This is a genomic window from Myroides odoratimimus, from assembly GCF_030326305.1.
GTDB classification, from domain to species: Bacteria; Bacteroidota; Bacteroidia; order Flavobacteriales; family Flavobacteriaceae; genus Flavobacterium; species Flavobacterium odoratimimum_A.
This window is the reverse complement of record NZ_JACAKB010000001.1, coordinates 314204-334455: the sequence shown is the minus strand read 5'-3', so window position 1 is coordinate 334455 and position 20252 is coordinate 314204. Positions and strand designations below refer to the sequence as shown.

The 20252-nt window shown below is 30.9% G+C and carries 14 protein-coding genes; 10 read left to right on the top strand and 4 right to left on the bottom strand.

Translation table 11 applies throughout. The annotated features are described in order from the left end of the window. The first annotated feature begins 423 nt into the window (after positions 1–423). The 4 genes from HX049_RS01445 to HX049_RS01430 all read left to right on the top strand — a co-directional run bounded on the left by HX049_RS01445 (position 424) and on the right by HX049_RS01430 (position 9593). Positions 424–2886, top strand: coding sequence for a hypothetical protein (locus tag HX049_RS01445; RefSeq protein WP_286386449.1), 2463 nt, complete (start codon positions 424–426; stop codon positions 2884–2886). Next, positions 2879–6475: a helicase-related protein gene (locus HX049_RS01440; protein ID WP_286413528.1), complete on the top strand. Its 3597-nt coding sequence runs from the start codon at positions 2879–2881 to the stop codon at positions 6473–6475. The genes HX049_RS01445 and HX049_RS01440 overlap by 8 nt, the downstream gene beginning before the upstream one ends. Next, the gene (drmB, locus tag HX049_RS01435) at positions 6475–8409 is read left to right on the top strand and encodes a DUF1998 domain-containing protein (RefSeq protein ID WP_286386446.1); all 1935 of its coding nucleotides are present in this window, start codon (positions 6475–6477) and stop codon (positions 8407–8409) included. Before HX049_RS01440 ends, drmB begins: the two co-directional genes overlap by 1 nt. 803 nt (positions 8410–9212) lie before the next feature. Next, positions 9213–9593 carry a hypothetical protein gene (locus HX049_RS01430; RefSeq protein WP_286413527.1) on the top strand — a complete coding sequence of 127 codons (381 nt, stop codon included), beginning with the start codon at positions 9213–9215 and terminating at the stop codon, positions 9591–9593. Positions 9594–9707: 114 nt separating this feature from the next. On the opposite strand, the gene HX049_RS01425 is transcribed toward HX049_RS01430, so the two are convergent. Genes HX049_RS01425 through HX049_RS01415 form a run of 3 tightly spaced genes read right to left on the bottom strand, consistent with a single transcriptional unit; the run spans position 9708 to position 13703 of the window. After that, positions 9708–11303, bottom strand: a complete 1596-nt coding sequence (locus HX049_RS01425; protein WP_286413526.1) for a beta-carotene 15,15'-monooxygenase — start codon at positions 11301–11303, stop codon at positions 9708–9710. After that, a complete protein-coding gene (locus HX049_RS01420) occupies positions 11293–12366 on the bottom strand; it encodes an HlyD family secretion protein (protein ID WP_286413524.1) in 1074 nt (357 codons plus the stop codon). Before HX049_RS01420 ends, HX049_RS01425 begins: the two co-directional genes overlap by 11 nt. Further along, positions 12366–13703: a TolC family protein gene (locus tag HX049_RS01415; RefSeq protein ID WP_286413523.1), complete on the bottom strand. Its 1338-nt coding sequence runs from the start codon at positions 13701–13703 to the stop codon at positions 12366–12368. Before HX049_RS01415 ends, HX049_RS01420 begins: the two co-directional genes overlap by 1 nt. 130 nt (positions 13704–13833) lie before the next feature. Between HX049_RS01415 and HX049_RS01410 the strand changes: the two genes are divergently transcribed. Both HX049_RS01410 and HX049_RS01405 read left to right on the top strand, forming a co-directional pair. Then, on the top strand, positions 13834–14622 hold the full coding sequence (locus HX049_RS01410; protein ID WP_286413522.1) for a helix-turn-helix domain-containing protein: 789 nt from the start codon (positions 13834–13836) through the stop codon (positions 14620–14622). A 55-nt stretch (positions 14623–14677) separates the two neighbouring features. Continuing rightward, positions 14678–15418, top strand: a complete 741-nt coding sequence (locus HX049_RS01405; RefSeq protein ID WP_286413521.1) for a YARHG domain-containing protein — start codon at positions 14678–14680, stop codon at positions 15416–15418. A gap of 520 nt (positions 15419–15938) precedes the next feature. Here HX049_RS01405 and HX049_RS01400 read toward each other — a convergent pair. Continuing rightward, complete coding sequence (locus HX049_RS01400; protein WP_286413520.1) at positions 15939–16874, bottom strand: hypothetical protein; 936 nt, start codon at positions 16872–16874, stop codon at positions 15939–15941. A 261-nt stretch (positions 16875–17135) separates the two neighbouring features. Between HX049_RS01400 and HX049_RS01395 the strand changes: the two genes are divergently transcribed. The 4 genes from HX049_RS01395 to HX049_RS01380 all read left to right on the top strand — a co-directional run bounded on the left by HX049_RS01395 (position 17136) and on the right by HX049_RS01380 (position 20165). Beyond that, positions 17136–17450, top strand: a complete 315-nt coding sequence (locus HX049_RS01395) for a hypothetical protein (protein ID WP_286413519.1) — start codon at positions 17136–17138, stop codon at positions 17448–17450. A 119-nt stretch (positions 17451–17569) separates the two neighbouring features. Beyond that, positions 17570–17725 carry a hypothetical protein gene (locus tag HX049_RS01390; protein ID WP_286413518.1) on the top strand — a complete coding sequence of 52 codons (156 nt, stop codon included), beginning with the start codon at positions 17570–17572 and terminating at the stop codon, positions 17723–17725. A 33-nt stretch (positions 17726–17758) separates the two neighbouring features. After that, positions 17759–19501: an ATP-binding protein gene (locus tag HX049_RS01385; protein WP_286413517.1), complete on the top strand. Its 1743-nt coding sequence runs from the start codon at positions 17759–17761 to the stop codon at positions 19499–19501. After that, positions 19494–20165 carry a response regulator gene (locus HX049_RS01380; protein WP_286413516.1) on the top strand — a complete coding sequence of 224 codons (672 nt, stop codon included), beginning with the start codon at positions 19494–19496 and terminating at the stop codon, positions 20163–20165. The genes HX049_RS01385 and HX049_RS01380 overlap by 8 nt, the downstream gene beginning before the upstream one ends. The last annotated feature ends 87 nt before the right edge of the window (positions 20166–20252 follow it).

The following is a 20252-nucleotide window of genomic DNA, read 5'->3' as shown; positions in this document are numbered from 1 at the left end:
AGTTGAAAAAGTTATCGAAAAGATAACAGCAAGTTATGTTTTGAGGCACTCGAAATTGAGTTCATGCCATCAAAACTACTTGCTCTTGCAGAGGGCTGGAAAACTACTCCGAAGTCGTTAGTTTTGTATTGAAATTGCAGATAGACTCAAAATATTGAGGGGTTTACGGATTTCCGTAATAGAGATTAGTGAAATTATATTATGTTTGAAAAGAATTAATATTATCTAATTATTTCGCTATCAAAATTTAAGTTAGTTTGTTAAGTATTTAATTTACAATAAACTAATTATATTAGTAGTGTATTATAAACAAATAAGTATATGGTTAGGCTTTTTTTGAAACTATGCTGTGGTTTGTTTTATAAAAAAACAATATTATACAACACTCTAAACGAACAGCATAGAAAACGAGAATGATATTAAATGAAAAAACAAATCAAAGACTATTTAAACCTTATTTATTCCGAAATAAAGGAATGTTACGCTGACGAAATCAATTTAAGAGAAACTGATTTTGAAAAGTACAGCATATTTGACTTTGCAAACTTTCATTTGATTTACCAGTATATCCTTAACGATAACGCTGAAAAAAAGGATTTTTTCATAAGCATACCTGAAGAAGAATATAGGGAAAACTTTTTTACTTCCATTTTTCATTCAATCGTATTAATCAAACTTTTCCAAAGTTTTTTCAATTACGAAAAAAACAGATTACCTATACTGAATAATGGAGATTTGATTTACAAAAAACACAATAAAGAACATCGGATTTTTATTGTAAAAAGCACTTATAATGAAAAAGTAAAAATAAACTTCCAATTTCCGAAAAAAAATGAACTTGGAATAGTTGATTTCTTTTTTGACAAACCTAATTTTACGAAGCTAAATCCGAATCTGGTTGATAATAAAAATGCTTCAAAAAACATAGATAGATATCGCTCATTTTTAAGTGCAACTTTCAATGAAAAATTTCCTTTTATAACAGATTTTAAAAATAGAACCTTAGTAATTGCTGAAAAATCATTTTTTAGAGAAAGTAATTTTTTGCCGATAAGATATACAAACAAGAACGGAAAAATCAGTAATGATTTACCATTTTTTAGTTATTTAGTTGAATGTTGTAACGACTTTAATTCTGCACAAAATTTTCTTTTAAACGGAAATCACCAATTTGATGAAATCATAATTATTGGTGACGCAAAATATAGAAATTCTTTTGACTTTATTCTTCAAGAAAAATACAGAGAAAAATACAAAAACATAATTGTAATCGGAACAGATAAACCAAATTCTGAAAATCAATTTTTGGAATGGTGGTGGTCAAATGATGAAGTAAAAATAGCAAACAACGAAATACCAAATGAAATAACGAAGGTCACATTAAACAATAGCAACCTATATTCTTCATTTATAGAAATTTTTAAAGAATGTGAGATACTAAAAGATGAAAGCAAGGTCAACTTCACTTTCATTTTGAAATACACCAATTTCTTTTTGAGAATGATTTTGGTAAATACTAATCTTTCAAAAGGAATTTATCAAGAATATTTAGATCGACTTAATCATTTTTTTCAAAGCGAAGCTTTTTTAGATGAGTTAAATAACTTTTTCTACGAAAAAAACATTTACAACCCTGATACAATCAAAGGCTATACTGACCGTATTTTTAATTTGTTCTCAAAACTTTCCTGTATATTGGAAAATGAAAATTTGAAATGGAATTATATCAAGCAGAAAGCAAAAGAAAGTAATCCTAAACCAGTTTATCTTGTTGTTGAGAAAAAAAATTATGATGCTGTTTACACTCAAATAAAAAATGAAAAGATAAATAATATCCATCTAATCAGTGATAAAAGGATTGATAATTTAAAACTATATTTAGACAAATGGATAAATGACAAGCAACAAAATTCGGAAAGGCAAATAATAATCATTCCCTATTTGAATAACATTAATTTATACTCAAAAATCAAATCTATAAAGGGTTATTGCGAAATTCTTAATTACAAAAATTTAGATGAAATTTCATTTGACAATGTCGAGCGAGCATACCAAAATCTAGAAAAAATAAGATTGAATCATAAGGACAGATTGATTTTTTTTAAAACAGATTTTGTTCATTCAACTGAAATAAATAAACGAGAATTAGATGATATATTTTCTTTTGATTTGAATAACGAAGAATTTAGAAACAATCCTTATGAAACTATTGATTTACCGAAAGGACATTCAATTTATGAGATTGAGTTTAGTGATGGAACTAAAGATAAGTTTGATTCTTCAAAAGGAGTATTTCTAGTAGAAAATAACGAACAAATCAAAACGACTATTGGTGAAGTCTATGAAAATGCCACTATACGTTTTTATCAAAATAATAGCAAAGATGAGTTTCTAAAAATTTTAAAAATATTTGACACAGAAAATTTATTGGACTCATTTGATAAATATGCAGACAGTTGGAAACAAACTTTGAAAGACCTATCAAAACAATTTAGCAATTTAGAAGAATTTTACAACTCATTATTTACGTCATTTAAAATCAATTTCAACACATTCCGTCTATATTTAGATGAAAAATCCTCGACAAGATTTCCAAGAGTTAAAACTTTGGAAGCCATTAGAGAATTATGTATAAATATGAATAATAACTGTTCATACGATTTAATCGTAACTGAATTTGAAAAATTTAAAATTTATTCTAAAAAAGACCATTCCATAAGACAACAAGCAGGAAAGATTTTGGGTAATGATTTGTTAGATTATATTGCTTCTAACAAAGAAGAAAAAAGCGATTCTCTAAAAAAATTACCGAATGAAATTTTAGAAAAACTAACCGCAACAATTCAAGAAAAAACAATAATTAAAAAGACTTTGGTAGATGAATAACTATTTAAACGAACCAAGATTGATATTTCGAGATAAAATCAAAGATAATTTGATTGGTCCCGGTTCTGATGTTTTTATTTCTGACAATGAAAATGAAATCATTTCAGATTATCCATTGAGTAGATATTATTCGGGTATTTTGTTTCCCGAACGTGATATGGAAGTTTCTATCGGAGAAAAAGAAACACACGATGCAAATGCAGAATTAGAAGACGATGACATTAACATTGAAAATAAAACACCCGAAACGAATAATGCTGATGAAAATGTTGATAAAGATATTGACAAAAGTAAAAATGTAGAACCTGAAAAAGAATATTCAGAAGCCAATCAATACTTTCCAACAAATTTTGGTTTAACTTTTTGCGTTCCAAAAGATGCAAAAACTTTAACCGTAACTTTCAGTTACGCAAAATATGCACAAATAGAACCAACATTGGCAACGATAGAAATTTCAGAAGAGGATTTCAAAAAGTTTTCTGAAAATCCATATAATTCAGTTACCAAGTATTTCAAATACGAAAACGGACTAATGTCCTTAAACAAAGAAGAATTTGATAAAGGCGGTTTATCTGTTCGCAATTATAGAAGCCGATTTAAAGAAAACGAACAACAAACAGAGTTGCTTGACAGCGTTGCATATAAAAAAGGAGAATTACTTTTAGGACGACTTTGGAAAAGAGTAAAAATAGAACCTAAAACTGTTGAACTAAATCTAACAGAGATAAATTTCGACGAATCAAAAGAATATCCTTTAGACCAAAATCAAGAAGATAATTCTATCATTACTTGCTATTACAAGAAAATTTACGAAACCCACTATGGCAAATTCATAAAAATTTTGTTAGCAAACAAATTGAATCACCCGAAAAACAAATTTTCATTTAGTAATCCAGAACTAAATCATAAAGCAATTTTACAAGGTGAAATTTCTATTTCGGGCGTGACGTTTTTGCCATACAAACAACTTTCTGAAACAAACCCTTTTGACGAAGAACTAAACTTAATCAACTTTCAATACAGAAAAGAACACTCTTTTGCAATTGGCCACGGTTGTGCAGTAAATTGGAATGACTATAAAAATCCAACGGAATTAAAAACTACGTTTTTGCCTGAAGTTGATATTAAAAATTACAGCAACGCTTTTAAAGAAGACTTTCCTGAAAATTTAAAAGATATTACTGAATTGAAAAACCTTTCAATTTGGACTGACTTAGATAAATCAACAATCATTCAAAAATTAATACTCTTTGCACAAGAGTATAAAGGTTGGATAACAAAGCAGGAAAAAACAAATGCAGAAGATAATTACAAAAAGTCTTTAAGCACAATTTTAGAAAAGCAGAACAGAACATACGAAAGGCTAATCAAGAATATAGACTTTCTAAGTGAAAATGAAATTGCTTTTAAATCCTTTTTGCTATCAAATACAGCAATGTATATTCAAATGCTAATCTCAAACAAAGATTTGTTTGGAAAGAAAGGAATTGAACTGTCTGAAATTGATGAAAACTTTAAATACAATGATTTAGACTTTTTCAAAAATCACACATTCAAACCTAATTACAGACCTTTTCAATTAGCGTTTTTCTTGTTGAATCTTGAATCAATAATCAACGAAAATTCTGACGACAGAAACAACGTTGTTGATTTGCTTTGGTTTCCGACAGGTGGCGGTAAAACAGAAGCGTATTTGGCAATTACAGCATTCACGATAATTAGCAGAAGAATTTTATACGGAAAAGATTCGGACGGAGTTTCTGTGATTATGCGTTATACATTGCGTTTGCTGACTGCACAACAATTTGAACGTGCAACAAAATTGATTCTTTCGTTAGACTTTTTGAGAAGATTTTTTAAACCAAACGAAGAATACTTTTTTGGAGAAAACAAAATTTCAATTGGAATGTGGGTTGGAGCTTCTACAACACCAAATTCATATAAAGATGCTCAAACAATATTCAAAAAAACATTTGACGAAATAACAAAACTGAATAACAAAAAAGTAGGAGATTATCGTAAAGCAAATACTTTTCCAATTACAAGTTGTTCGTGGTGCGGTTGTAATTTAGTGTCGCAAAATAGTTTAGGAAAATTTGATTTGGGTTACAAAGCAACAAACAATATTTTCTCGACCAATTGCTTAAATTCAGAATGTGCTTTTAATCTAGAATTACCAATTTATTTTGTGGACGATAAAATTTATCAAAATCCACCAACATTGCTTTTCGCAACAGTTGATAAATTTGCGATGCTCTCACACAGAGAAGAAGGACATCATCTTTTCAATTCATTAGACGATAAAAAATCACCCCCTGATTTAATTATTCAAGATGAATTACACTTGTTAAGTGGTCCTTTGGGTTCAATCACAGGTTTGTATGAATCAATCGTTGAATTACTCGCTACAAAAGGAAAAAGAAAGCCAAAAATCATTACTTCAACAGCAACAACAAGAAACACCGAACAACAAGTTGCAATGCTCTATGGAAATAGAGAATTGAATGTTTTTCCACCAATGGGAGTAACTTATGATGATAATTTCTTTTCTTATGTTTCAACTGAAAGCAAACGAAAACATATTGGTTTTATGCCAACAGGAAAAACAGCTTTAAATTCGCAAATACGTATTTTAGGAAATTTGCTTTTGGCAAGAATTGAATTGTTCAAGTATTACAGAGTAAAAGAAAGTTTAACGCAAGAAGAAGCAATTAGCAGAGAAGATAATTTTTGGACGATTGTTTCATTCTACAATAGTTTACGTGATGTTGGAAAGATTTACAATAAAGTTCCTGCAGAAATTTCAGACTTCTTGAAACTCTTACACAATCGCTATCAACTGTCAAAAAAAGTGTATGGTTTTAATTATTTCGGACTTGCAGGAAGAACAAAAGAATTGACAAGTAGAATTGAAAGTAATTCTATCAAAAAGCTCTTAAACGAGTTAGAAATGCCGTTTAGTTTGGTCGCAAAAGACGGTTACGCTTTCGTTCAGAATTCGGTAGATTTAGTTTTGGCTTCAAATATGTTTTCGGTTGGTATTGACATTGAGCGACTAAATGTGATGTTAATGAACGGACAACCTAAAAATGTTGCTGAATACATTCAAGCATCTAGTCGTGTTGGACGAAAAGACAAAGGAATTGTAATCAATTTATTGGATGCTAATCGTTCAAGAGATAAATCGTATTTTGAAAATTACGTTCCGTTCAACAATGCTTATTACAAATTCGTTGAACCTTTAAGTGTTACACCATTTACCGAAATTGCATTAGACAAAGTTTTAGCAAGTTTATTGGTTTGTTTTGTCCGACACAAGCAAGGATTATATCCAGACAAACGAGCAAAAGATTTTACAGGAAATTACAAGGAACTTAAAATATTTATTTCTGAACGTATCAAAAATAAAAAACAACTTGATTATGCTTTGGAAAAATTGGAAGTTTTATCTGAAAAATGGACAACAAAAGAAGGTGATTTAACTTATAAAGTTCTGATCAAAAAAATGTCCGATTTAGATGATTGGAGTTTAATGATGTCAATGCGAGAAATAGATACTAATAGCATTGTAAAAATAATAAATAAGTAATGGGACAATTTGAGCAAATACAAACAAGAAAAGCCATTAGTTCTTATGGTGGTGTTGGTTCTATTATAGAAACAAGAGATGGTTCTATATTGATTGATAATTTTAATGAATGGCCCTTTTTCGATAAGATAAATGGAAAATTTGAAGAACATAATTTTATCTTTGATAAACGCTTCAAAAACCGTTTGAGCAGATATTTTCAACAATTGGAACACTTAGTAAAAATCCCTGTTAATGAATTAAAGCAAGGTTTTAAGCCCGAGAATCAATTCGCCTTTTTATCTGCAAAATATTTTCCCGAATGGTTTTATTGTAATAATTGTAATCGTTTTGATAGAATTGACCATTGGAAAAATAATTGGGAAAATAACGTTAATTCGGAACACAAAGAAAATTTATATCCGCCAAAATGTTATAGTTGTTATGTTCAAAACCGAGAAAAGAAAAGAAAATTCTATGATTTAGAACAAGTTCGTTTTGTTTTAACATCTCCTAATGGAGAAATTGCTGATATTCCTTGGGATAAATGGGCAATGTTTTTAAACAAGAAAAAAGACGATAAAAAAGAATCTACTGAAACTGTAAGCGAAGAAGGTATTATTACACTTGGCAATATTCAAGTTCCAGAAGATGCAATTTTTGAATATATAACTTCTGACAAGTTAGACGATTTAAAAGGTATTTGGATAATTGCAAAAAGAAAAAACGGAGAGCAATTAAACTTTACAACGCTTTCAGGTTTGTTCAATTTAAGAGTGAAAATTCAAGAATTATTACCCAATACAAAAGAAACAGATATTTTGTTTAAACCTGTTATACGTTCAAGTAATAGCGTTTATTATCCAAATATTTTGTCAAGTATTTACATTCCTGCAAATGACGAGTTAAATGAACATTCACTCAATTTAATTAGAGAAGAACACGAAGACGGAAGCAATTCACAAACAATTTCAAGAAATTTAAAACGCTACAAAAACATAGAAATTGATGCTACAATTATTCAAAAATTGATTGACAACAATTTTAGCGAACGAGAACTTGAAATTGCCAAAACTGAAAATCAATACAGATTTGATGAGTACAAATTCATTACAGAAAAAGACAGCGAAAGAGTTGAAGACAAACTCATTTTCAACAAAATTGACAATTCGTTTTTTCAAAATGATTTGATAAAGTCTATTTTCAAAATGGATAAAATAAAAATCACTTCTGTTCAAACTTCTTTTACACGACAAGAACCTCTTTCATCAAGTTTGATTTTGGAAGATGAGGATACTGAAAAAATAACAAAAGAAAGTATTGTAAAAAAGTTTACTTCAACTTTTGGAAAAACAACAAAGTACTTACCAGCAATTGAAAGTTTTGGAGAAGGAATTTTCTTTGAGTTTAACAATGAAGTTCTAAATGATTGGATTAAAAACTATTCTAAAATAAAAGAGCGAATTGAAATTCTTATCGGAAATCAAAAACATTTTGAATCCAACTTTAATGAAGATTTTGAGTTAAATCCGAAATATGTTTTAATACATACTTTTTCACATTTAATCATCAAAGAATTAGAGTATTTGTGTGGTTATCCATCAACTTCCATTCAAGAACGACTTTACATTGACGAAGAGCTTGAAATGAACGGAGTTTTGATATACACAATTGCGGGTTCAGAAGGAAGTTATGGTGGAATAACATCAATTTGTGATGACAATAAAATTGGAAAACTAATTGAATCTTCAATGATTCGCGCAATTGATTGTGCAACAGACCCAATTTGTTACCACACACACGGACAAGGTGTAGCAAACTTGAATCTTTCAGCTTGTTTCAGTTGTACATTATTACCCGAAACCTCTTGCGAAAAATTCAATTGCTATCTTGACAGACGAATATTAATAGACAAAGATTATGGGTATTTTAAAGACCTAATAAACAAACTGTGAAAAGGCTTATACTAAACTGGACAGATAAGATAAGATAAATTATTTTTTCTTTATATCAGTATTAAAACAATTTCAATCATAGTTTATAACTTTCCGAATAAGGTGCTAACCGCAATTTAAAAAGTGAACATCCCTATTTATAAAGCATACAAATTAAAAGAGGCTAACCCTCTTTCTCCAATTATAAACTTAAATAAAAAACCTACATCCTAAATCAAGATGTAGGTTTTTACATTTAATCTCATTCCTGAAATAATTCCTGAAAACGTTCGACATCTTCAATAAAATTGTTCGATATTTGTCCCTTCGGGAGTACAAGAAAATCCTAAGTTAACGCTTAGGATTTTTTCTGTTTAAAAATAGAAAATTAGTTTTCTAAAATAATTTTGTTGGTAACAAGCCCCAGATTTGGACAAAGGTTAAACTGTTAATTTTCACTATATTTTATTGTATACAATCTTACACTTATACTACTCAATTTATTGGGTCATTTAAAGAATCTAGTCAAAATAATATTAAAATTAATAATACAACTTTAAACATTAACAAAGAAATGGAGGGAAATATGAAGAACTACGTACACGAATTAAAATCGAAAACAGTATGTCCTAAATCCAAATCTGTAAAGCATTAATATAAAAGAAAGACTGTCCTAACAAGACAGTCTTTTGTATATTATCCCATTTCTTTTTTCTGTTTAATAAGAATAAAGAAATGGAATAATATACTTAAACTATAAGTTATTTATTAAGTTTAATATTTTTTTTCCATATTTTTGTGCATAATGCATTAAAACCAAATTTATGGATACTTATACTACATTCAACAAAGTTATTGCAGAGTACTTCCAAAGAAGTTCTTCTGAAACAATTCATTATATCAATCAAAAATTTTTAGATAGTAAACGTAATACCTATTATGGTTTTTTTGATGATTTTTTATATGAATATGGAATAATATCTCTCAACCTAAGTCCTACAGACATAGTTAGTAACAATTATGACTCTTATGTAAACTGTACCAAAAACAACATCTTTAAAGAAGAAAAGGGAATTACTGAGATCAGTACTAAACTGAGTCATTCTAGTAGTGAAAAAGCATTAGCAAAATATGTATACACAAAACTTACTACTTTAAAAGCAGAAGACTTTATTAATTGGAATTCAGAACTAAACAATGGTTAAGAAACATTAAATATATAAAGTCCTTAGTTAACGCTTAGGATTTTTTTTTGACCTTAACTAAAAAGCAGAAGAGTACTAGACGACTCTCCTACTTTTTTGAAAAAAAATATAAAACTAAAAGGGTGAAACACTTTTTGATTTTAAGTAAACCCATGTTTTACTTAAATAAGGTGTGAATAGTACTAAGATGATAATCACTAATAAAAGTAAACTAAGTATCTCGAAGTAATCCATTGCATACCTCAACTCTATTTGTTTGCTAAGATCAGATAACATTATCTTTTCACTTGCTTTCTCAGCTATAGAACTGGGCATACCTCTACTTTTTAACTTCATAGTATTCTGAGTAAGCTTAGTCTGTAGTATAGGATTAGCTATATTCAAATAATCTGAGAAACGACTTAAGTGACGATTAGAACTGTACAAACTATAATAATTCATAATCGCTATACTACATGTATAACCAAAGTAGCGCACACCTAAACATACAGCAGCCGCAGAAGCACTAAGTGATACAGGTACTGAAGTAACACAATAAACTATAATAGGCACCATTAAAACTCCTACTCCTAAACCTTGACAAAACAAAAGAAGATAATAATCATCTGGATTAGCACTAGGGGCAAACTGCATATACATCCCCACGTGAAACAAAAACAGCGCAATAAATCCTAGACTCCATATAAAGCGCATAGGACGACGATTAATCAACCAAACACATGCAAGTATCACTCCTGTCACAAGTCCTATTAAATTAAAGCTATTTAGATAAGAAAGATGCCTAGGGTCTAAATGAAGTGAGTTAATAAAATGTGTATTTGTAATCCCTGATGCAAAACGACAGATATAAAGAATAAACAATAAGAACAATCCTATCTTAAAGTTGCGATACTTCCATACATGCCAATTAATATAAGGTCTCTTCAAATGCTTTTGTCTCCATACAAAGAAGAATAAGGTAATCAAGATCGTCAATCCTATTAAACGAATATCGCGATCTTCAAACCAATAATACTGTTGCCCATAAATAGTAAGATATCCAAATAGTACTACCACTACTGAAAATAACACAAAGCTCTCCCAATCTAGACTATACAATGGCAGTTTACGCTGGAGACGTACAAAGCGCATAGTCAGCATAATTAATATTAACCCTGGTATAAAAGAAAAAGAAGCTATCTTATACAAAAAGGAATAGTCGTACTGATCTACTAAATCTGAAGTAATTAATTGATTAAAGGGTGTTGCACAAATCAAAATACCGTAGAAGCACGAGAAGCTAATCTCCCTAGCTTTAGAACTATCTAAACGGACATATAATGTAGAAATAGATAGATTAACTGTACTAGCAAATAACATTCCTTGTAAAAAGCGAACAGGAAAAACAATGCATAGCGCTTGTACATTATACAGTACTATACAGCCTACTATCTGTAAGACATTAAATAGAATAAAGTATTCTTTAGTCGCTAAATACGTAAAGAAACGTCGTTCTAAACTATAAAAAGAGACAAAACCTGCATACAATAGAGACACAGAAAACTGAATGTCTCGTGAATCACATCCAAAGTATCCTGCAGCTGCTGTAGCATTAGCAGCTGGCAGGAAAAACAAGACAATACTCGGCATTAAAAGTACAAAAAGAATGACGTGTATCATCCACTCTGGAATCCAATCAACGAATAACTGAGACGCTTCGTTATTTTGCATTAGATTGTTTTTTAGCTATAAAAACATTGACATTCATACCCGCTTTTAATAATTCTTCCGAATCAGTAGGTGATATTATTTCTATACGTACAGGAATACGCTGTACAATCTTTACAAAGTTACCTGTGGCATTATCTGGTGGTAATAAAGAAAAACTAGAGCCAGTAGCTGGAGCTATAGAAATAACCTTTCCTATAAACTGTCTATCAGGATAAGCATCTGCGACTACCTCTACCTGATGACCTATCTGTATATTGCGTATTTGTGTTTCTTTAAAATTAGCAATAATCCACTTCGGTGTTTCGTCATTAACGATATAGGTAAGCACCTGACCTACAGAAATCATCTGACCTAAGTCAATGCTCCTCTTCCCCATTCTCCCTCTATAAGGTGCAGTGATAACGGTATAACCTACAGTCAGATTCTTATACTTCTCAAGTTCTTGTAATCGAGTAATCTCTTTTAACAAAACTTGTTTCTGTGCTTCAATATCTGCTATACTAGCTGTAGCAGCTCGAGCGTGCTCTACACTAGTATTATAATCACTCTGTCCTATATTTAATTGTGCCTGTTTCTCCTCTAGCATTTGTGCAGTAGCTGCATCTTCTTCATAGAGTTTCTTATATCGCTGATAATCCAACTCCTGTTGATGATATTTAGATTCTCTCCCTTGGATTTGGCTTTTTGCGGCGGCGGCTGTTTGAGACAATGTATATTGACGAGCGTCTAATTCCTTTATCAATGCATACTGTTTCGCTATCTCAGCAGAAGTAGTCGCTTGATCATAAATGTACTCTCGATTATCCACTACTAATAGGGTATCTCCTTTATTCACTATTTGATTCTCCTCAAAGCGCACTTCTGTTAAGAATCCTCCTACTCTAGAAATAACAGGATTAATATACTCTTGTACTTGAGCATCATTAGTTTGTTCATATTTCCAATACATCCATAGTGTGTGAATTCCCCAAAGACTTCCTATCAAAATAATAATAGAAGCTAGATAGCGCGTAATACGTGTGATTAGGCGATCTGTAATTTTAATACGAGTTTTAATATCCATTATAATAAGCCTTTAGCGAATTGAAGAGTATAGTATTTATAAATGCTGTCTAACTTGGCAGCTTCTAGTTCAAATTGTGTTTGTAAATGTTGTACATCAGCATCTAATAAATCTGTAAGCAAAGAAATTTTATTAAAATAAGTACTCTTAGTAATACGTGCATTCTCTGCCGCATGTTCTTTATTCTTCGTACATACCTCTATCTGTACCAATGATTCTTGATATCTTAAATATGCCTGTTGTACCTCTTCTTTTATTTGATCTTGTACATATTGATGTTGTAACTCCTCTTTCTCATGTTCTAAAGCACGACTGCGAACCTTGTGTACATTCTGATATAAATTAGAAATAGGAAATGATACCTGTACTCCGATAGTCCCTAAACTGTACCAACTAGGATTATACGGATACAAGAATATTTGTGGATTAGCCATAGTGAAGTTTCCTATTAAGCCAATACTAGGTTTAGTATTAGCTTTCACCTTTTTCTGTTCGATATCACTTAATACCAAGCTCTCCTCTGACAGCAGGTGTTTAAACCCGTGTTCTAAGGCAATATCTAAAGCCTCATCATAAGATTCTAAGAATAGTTCTTCATTAAAGGAATCTTGTGGTTTAATAAAATCTGTATCCTTACGTCCTGTCAATATAACCAACTTTTGGTTTTCTATAGAGAGATCGTTTTGGAGTTGTACTAAGGTCATTTCTCTCTTCGAGATTTCCATAGTCGCACGAAGTACATCACTCTTTAACACTACTCCATTCTTATATAAATGTTCTATTTCGATTAACTGCTCTTTATGTTCGGCAATATCTTGTGTAATCACTTTTTTAAAACGAGATAGTTTCGCTAAAGCCAAATAACTCTTGATCGCCTCTAACCGAACTTCTGATTTAGTCATATCTGCCTCAATATTCGCTTTAGCTTCTAAAGTTTTTCGCTCTTCTATTTCTAGATTTTGTCTATTGCCACTATATAGATTTAAGTACATAGACACTCCAGTATTATAGAGCGTATGTATCACATCATGTTGTTCGGGTTTATTAAATATTCCATTTGTATAGACAGGGATATTACTTGCCTTTTCTGCTTTACCGAAGGCATTAAACACTGGATATCTACCGATGCGTGCATCATCCGTATTCTCTTTTCTGATCTGTAGATCTTTGGCTTGAATCAAGCTTCTTTTACTACTAAGATCTGTTTGTTCCCAAATCTCTTGAATACTGAGTTGTATTGTATCCTTGTTGGAAATTGATAGAGTAGTACTCTGACAATACCCCATAGTAACACAGCTGGTGAGTACAGCTAATAAGTGGAAATCCCCAAGTTTCATACGTTGTTTTTAAAATCGGACAAAAGTAAAATGAGTACGATATATCTTGTATTTCTTAAATAGTCATTTTTTTATTCAAAACAGACAAAATCATTATATACTTTTGCGCTCATTAAAAAGAAACACTACAATGAAGATCATCGATTCCTTAGAGTTTATCGATAGTATAGAAGAAGGCGTATTTATCAATCATGAGAAATCGACAAAAAGATATCCTTTACATCAACATCAAAAAGGACAACTCACATATGTAGAAGGAGGAATAACTTATGTGACTGTAGACAATGTCACTTATGTTGTACCCGCGAAGTACTTCTTTTGGATCCCTGAGGGCGTACCACATATTTTGAGATTAAGTAACTCTGCTACTGTGCTTCACTCCTTGTATTTTTATACCCATGATGATGATAATGATCCTTTTTATACTACACTAGGGATATACGCGGCTTCAGATCTATTAATAGAGATGATAGCATATACAGTGTGTTGGCATGATAAGATGGTCAATCAAGACACGCCTAATTTTGTTTTTCTACAAGCTTTAAAAAATATTCTACCCACTTTTATCAATAAGAATATACAGTTACAACTTCCTTTTAGTGATAATCCACGCATTACTAAGATAACAGACTATCTAGACAGTAGTTTTGGACTTCCATTAACGCTGACGGATATCAGCAACAAGTTTAATATGAGTGAACGCTCTGTATCACGCCTCTTCCAAGCTGAATTACAAATCTCCTTCTTACAATACTTAAAAGCATTGCGTATCGTGAAAGCTATAGAACTACTGATGAAGACTGAGCACTCTGTCAGCGAAATAGCCAATACAGTAGGATATGTTACTCTAGGAGCATTTAGCAATGCGTTCTGTGAGTTTACAGGAACACGTCCATTAGAGATGAGAAAGAATAAATAGTGATTCTACTATACTATGTTTTTACTTACTTTAGAGTATTCAATTTAAAATAACTATGAAACGAACTTATCTAATAAAACATGCCTTCATCAGTTGTTGTACTGCTTTCCTATTACTAGCTACAACATCAATAGAAGCTCAGACCAAACCAAGTTCTACTAAATACACAGAGAAAGAGCTTACTAACCTATCAGTAGAAGAACTTGCTTTATTGCGCAATGAAGTATTAGCACGAAAAGGTTATGTGTTCTCTAAAGGAATCTATGCTAGTTATTTCGAAATGCAGAACTGGTATAAACCTGCTAAGTCTAATAGTAGTATCGTACTAAACGATACCGAAAATGCCAAAGTAACTCTAATCAAAAAGGTAGAGGATCAAAAAAAAGCAATGCGCACAAAGGCTATTAATGACCTAAAAGAAATAAAGAAAGCTGTAAATACTAATAATAGTAATGAATTAAAAAGGTACTTTAACAATACTGAGTTTAGTGAAGATATGCTTAATGCTCTAAAAGAAATCTTTAGATTATGCAATCTTAATGATATTAACTTTACACGAAAAGAGGGTTTAAATAAAGTTAGCATAGATAATGGTGATGCTGTATATGTCTATTATATACGATTTACAACAACACAAGTTATTTTATCTGAAGGACGCATAGAACACAGTGAAATATTTGGAGACTTTAGTGATGGTTATTCTTCATATATGTCAGAATACGAATACACAAAATGGTTTGTTTTCAATATTACAGAACAAGGTCTTAAATTTGACAAATGGGATATTGCAGGGTAACTAACTATCTCTATTCAATTAAAAATACTTTTGACATTGTTCTATAGTAATATTATTTGGGAGTAATATCAATATAGTTGAATACTCTAAAGTACAAGTAGGAGATAAAATCTTTAAATGAATACATTCCTTTTAATTTCGTTGTTAATGAATAGGATAAGAGCGTTTCGCTTGCACTTCTTAGGGGATTGCTAGCACATTCCTAGGGGGTTCCTTGCCTAGAAGGTGCTTTTGTCGAAGGAATGTGCAAGAAACCCTCAAGCAATCCCCTAGCAGGTCCAAACAAAACTATCTTTAACTCATCAATAAACACTGATCAGAAATAGAATTTTAAGTACTTTATGTTAAATTCGGTAATGAGAGACTTTATTATTCCGTTGTTTAAAATGCTTTTATTTCACTTCTTCTGTACTTACAAAAAGCCAATTATTAATCAAACTTAGGTGATTATGTATCGGAATAATCGGAATCTACAATAAAAAAGAGGTTAGACAGTCTTTAGTGATGTCTAACCTCTTTTTTATTTACACTTAGAGTAGATGTATTTATTTAGATGATATTGCGTGATTGGTCTTAAAGACTTACCAGAGATAGGATGTACCCCTGTTCCTGGGTTATTAAAATAATCATGTTTTCCCTCTCCAGTCTTGACAAACCATACCTTCGGTTTTCCTTTCCTAAAAAACTCGGTATCACAATCAACACTTATTTGTTTAAAGTTCTTCAGTATGCTTTTATCATACGGTACAGGCTCACTACTTACACCTGCAAAACTCTTTATTGTAGCCTCACCACAGTCATAAGCCACATATCTATCTCCTTCCCACTTCATACATTGATCATTTGATAACACACTACTCGCTAAACTACCAACACCTAATAAGCCTATTATAATCACTGTGACAATTACTAGATTGCGCTTAAGTTTCTTCTTCGGTGTAGTAGTAGGCTGAGATTCTGCAAATGATTGAACAGGTGATATATTATTTGCAATAGTTTTCTCTTCTACTGCTTCACTTTTCTCTTCAACAATAATTGAATCAGCTTGATCATCAGCTACACTCCCCTCTTCTATCTCTACACTACTCTTTCTAAACTTGCCATACGGTCTAGGTTCATAATCATACATCACGGCAATTAGCTCAACAATAGCAGGAATTTTTGTGCCCTTTGTTTTAGCAATTATAAAGTGTTGTACTGGTTTAAGTTTTTCTACATCTACATTACGGATGATAGCTATTAACTCTTTGAAATCCTTTGCATGGCATTGAAAGAAGGCATTCAATACTTCTAGATCATCTTTAGATAGTGTATTCCCCTCACACAGCATCACACAGTGGTTTCTTATCTGTGCAGGTGATGGAGACATTAGTAAAGTATACTTAGGAAAATGTTTAACAGCTTCAATATGCTTTCTCAAACATTCTATATAATCATCATTCGTTAGTAAGGTCATAATTATAATTCAATGTAAAACGGAATTATCAGAATCATCGGAATCATCAGATTTACAACACATTGCACCCTAAAAGTCGCCTTTCCTTTGCTGTGTCGAAAATCAGATACGTGTTGTGATGTTTCAAAAGTACGAAACATTTATATGGGTTGTTTACTCGTGATACTAAAATAACAAGGAAGCCATTTTATGTCACTTAAACAACTCGCTTCCCTCAGCATGTATTACTGCTTTTCGCATCTAACTTAATAATTAAACAAGATGAAAAAAACAGTACAAGCAGCAATGCTATTAGGCGTAATCACATTATCAATGGTAAGCTGTGATAAAGATGATAACCAACTTCAAATGAAGAAAGAGGTTAAAGCGAATGGAGTGGATCAGGAGATGGACAATAATGATTTAGGTAATACTACTATTAAACCTCCTATAAGAAAAGTAATGAATGAACAAGAGGACAATAATGATTTAGGTAATACTACTATCAAACCTCCAAAAAATGCAAAAAACACAAATGAACAAGTAGACAATAATGATTTAGGTAATACTACCATCAAACCACCTATTAAAAAATAGTCCCTAAATGAAAAGGTTTAAGGAATAAAACTATTCCTTAAACCTTTTTTATTTTTTAATATTGTAACTTTACTATCTTATTTTATATTAATCTTATAAGAAAAACAGTACAAGCAGTAATGCTATTAGGCGTAATCACATTATCAATGGTAAGCTGTGATAAAGATGACAACCAACTTCAAATGAAGAAAGAGGTTAAAGTAAATGGAGTAGATCAAGAGATGAAAAAAGATGATTGGGGACTAACTCCTATTAAAAGACCTACATCAAAGTAGTTGACCTATTTAGAAAATTACTAAATTCGAAGAATGAAAAGACACCTACACACTTTCTATTCTTCGAATTTTCTTTTGACAACACTTCTACTGTTATCTTTTTGTTCGTGCTTAACAAAACCAGCTAATTCCACTAATGAAAAAGAATCAGAATTAGCTTATAGATATCAAGGTCATGCAGATAGCTTATATAATAAAAATCAATTAGATAGTGCTTTTAGTTTTTTTTTAAAATCTAACTTTTATTTTAAAAAAATTTACAAATCAGAAGAAAGTATTACTTACAACAATCTACGTATAGCTACAATTTATTTAATTATTGGCGACTCCAATAGTGCACAAGAATTAATCATTAAGGAACTTCCTAAAGTTAATAAAGACAATAAACCTTTTGTCATTTATATTTATAATACTTTAGCACATTGTTATACTAATCTAGATGATAATTTAACAGCAATAAAAACATACAAATATGCATTAAAATTAATACCTGAAAATATAGATAAAGATATAATAAACAACAATATAGCTTCTAATTATATTAGTTTAAAAGAATACACTAAAGCAATTGATATTCTACAAAGCATTCTTTCTTCTAATGTATTTAAAGAAATGCCCTTAGAGCAAGCACGAGTCCTTAATAACCTAGGAAAAGCCCTTTACTTACAAGACAAATCACAAGGGTTAAAAGAACTTGAAGAAGCCTTAGCTATAAGACTAAACGATATCAATCAAAATGACATCTATAGAAGCTATATCAACCTAGCAGAATATTATACCTTAAATAAAGATTATCACTCTGCACATGACTATGCCTTAAAGGCTTATGAAATCACTACAACTAATAAAAATAAAAAAGACAAACTACAAGCTCTTGAATACCTCATCAAGTCTAGTAAAGAAAGTCCCTCTAAGTATTATGCAGATTATATAGACCTTTCTAAAGAAATCGCTACGGAGACTCAGCAAGCGAAGAACCAATTCGCTAAAATACGTTATGACTTTGAACAACATGAACAAGAGAACATTAAGCTAAAACTTGATTTACAACACAGTGAACTAGTATCTGCTAGAAGTAAAAATGCTCTTTATGTGAGTCTTCTTTGTTTATTGGCAGGTGGAGTGATTACATCTTTTATTTACAGAAGAATAAAACATCGTCATAGAATAGATAAGATTCAACAGTCTTACTTAACAGAAACTAAAATTGCTAAAAAGATACACGACGAATTAGCGAATGATGTATTCAATGCATTAACGTATACACAGAACTTTAACCTTGAAACTCCAGAAACAAAGAATCATTTACTATCTGATCTGGAGTCTATCTATAAAAAAGCAAGAAATATTTCTCTGCAACATAGCTCTATTGCAACGGATGAAACTTTTGTTACGCATTTGACTAATTTATTCAATGAATACACTACTGCTAACTGCCAGATTATCATCTCAGGGCTTGACAACTTTGATTTTTCTTTACTTGATAAGAATCAAAAGATAACCATCTATCGAGTAATACAAGAATTATTAGTCAATATGAAGAAACATAGTATGGCTACTATAGTAGTATTCAAATTCAATGAAGATAAAAAATACTTTAAAATATTCTATTCTGATAACGGCGTAGGAATCATACAGGAGGATATTAAATCAAAAAATGGGCTTTCAAATGTGGAAAACCGTATTACTAATATTGGAGGAACATTTATATTTGATTCAACTAATAAACTGGGTGTAAAGTATAATATCCAATTACCGAAAAAAAATTATGTTTAAAAAGATATTAGTTGTCGAGGATTATGATAGTATCAATATTGGTATTGTACAAGCCTTAAGTGACAACATTCCACAGGTCGAAGTATACAGTACTAAATACTGTGATGATGCTTGGCTAAAAATTCAAGGTGCTAAGAACAATAACTCTCCGTTTGATTTAATCATCTCTGACTTGTCTTTTCAAGAAGACTATAGAGAAACTAAACTAAAGGGAGGAGCAGACTTAATCAAATTAATACGTGAACAAGATGACAATCTTAAAGTCATTGTCTATTCTATAGAAAACAGATTTATAGAAGTAAGTGAATTAATAGATGATTTAAAAGTCAATGCTTATATCAGTAAAGGGAGAAATAGTATTAAAGAATTACTAGCAGCTATCACCTATATCCAACAAGAGGAAAAACCTTATCTATCACCAGATATCAAGGATGTAAAAGACAATCCTGTCACACTAGTACTACAAGAGGAAGATTTAACCATTCTCCGTCTACTAGCAGAAGGGTATTCTCAAAGTGAAATGAGTCATAAGTTTAAAGAAGATAATTTATCAATAGCAAGTACAAGTAGTATCGAAAAGAGAATTAGCCGTTTAAGAGTTTCTTTTAATGCTAAAAACACGACACACCTTATTGGTATTGTAAAAGATATGGGAATCATTTAAACCCAGATTCTCCATTAACCAAATACTACAGTAAACTCTAATACTCATCTATCTTTTTGACATAAATATTCACTAAATGAGGTTTTC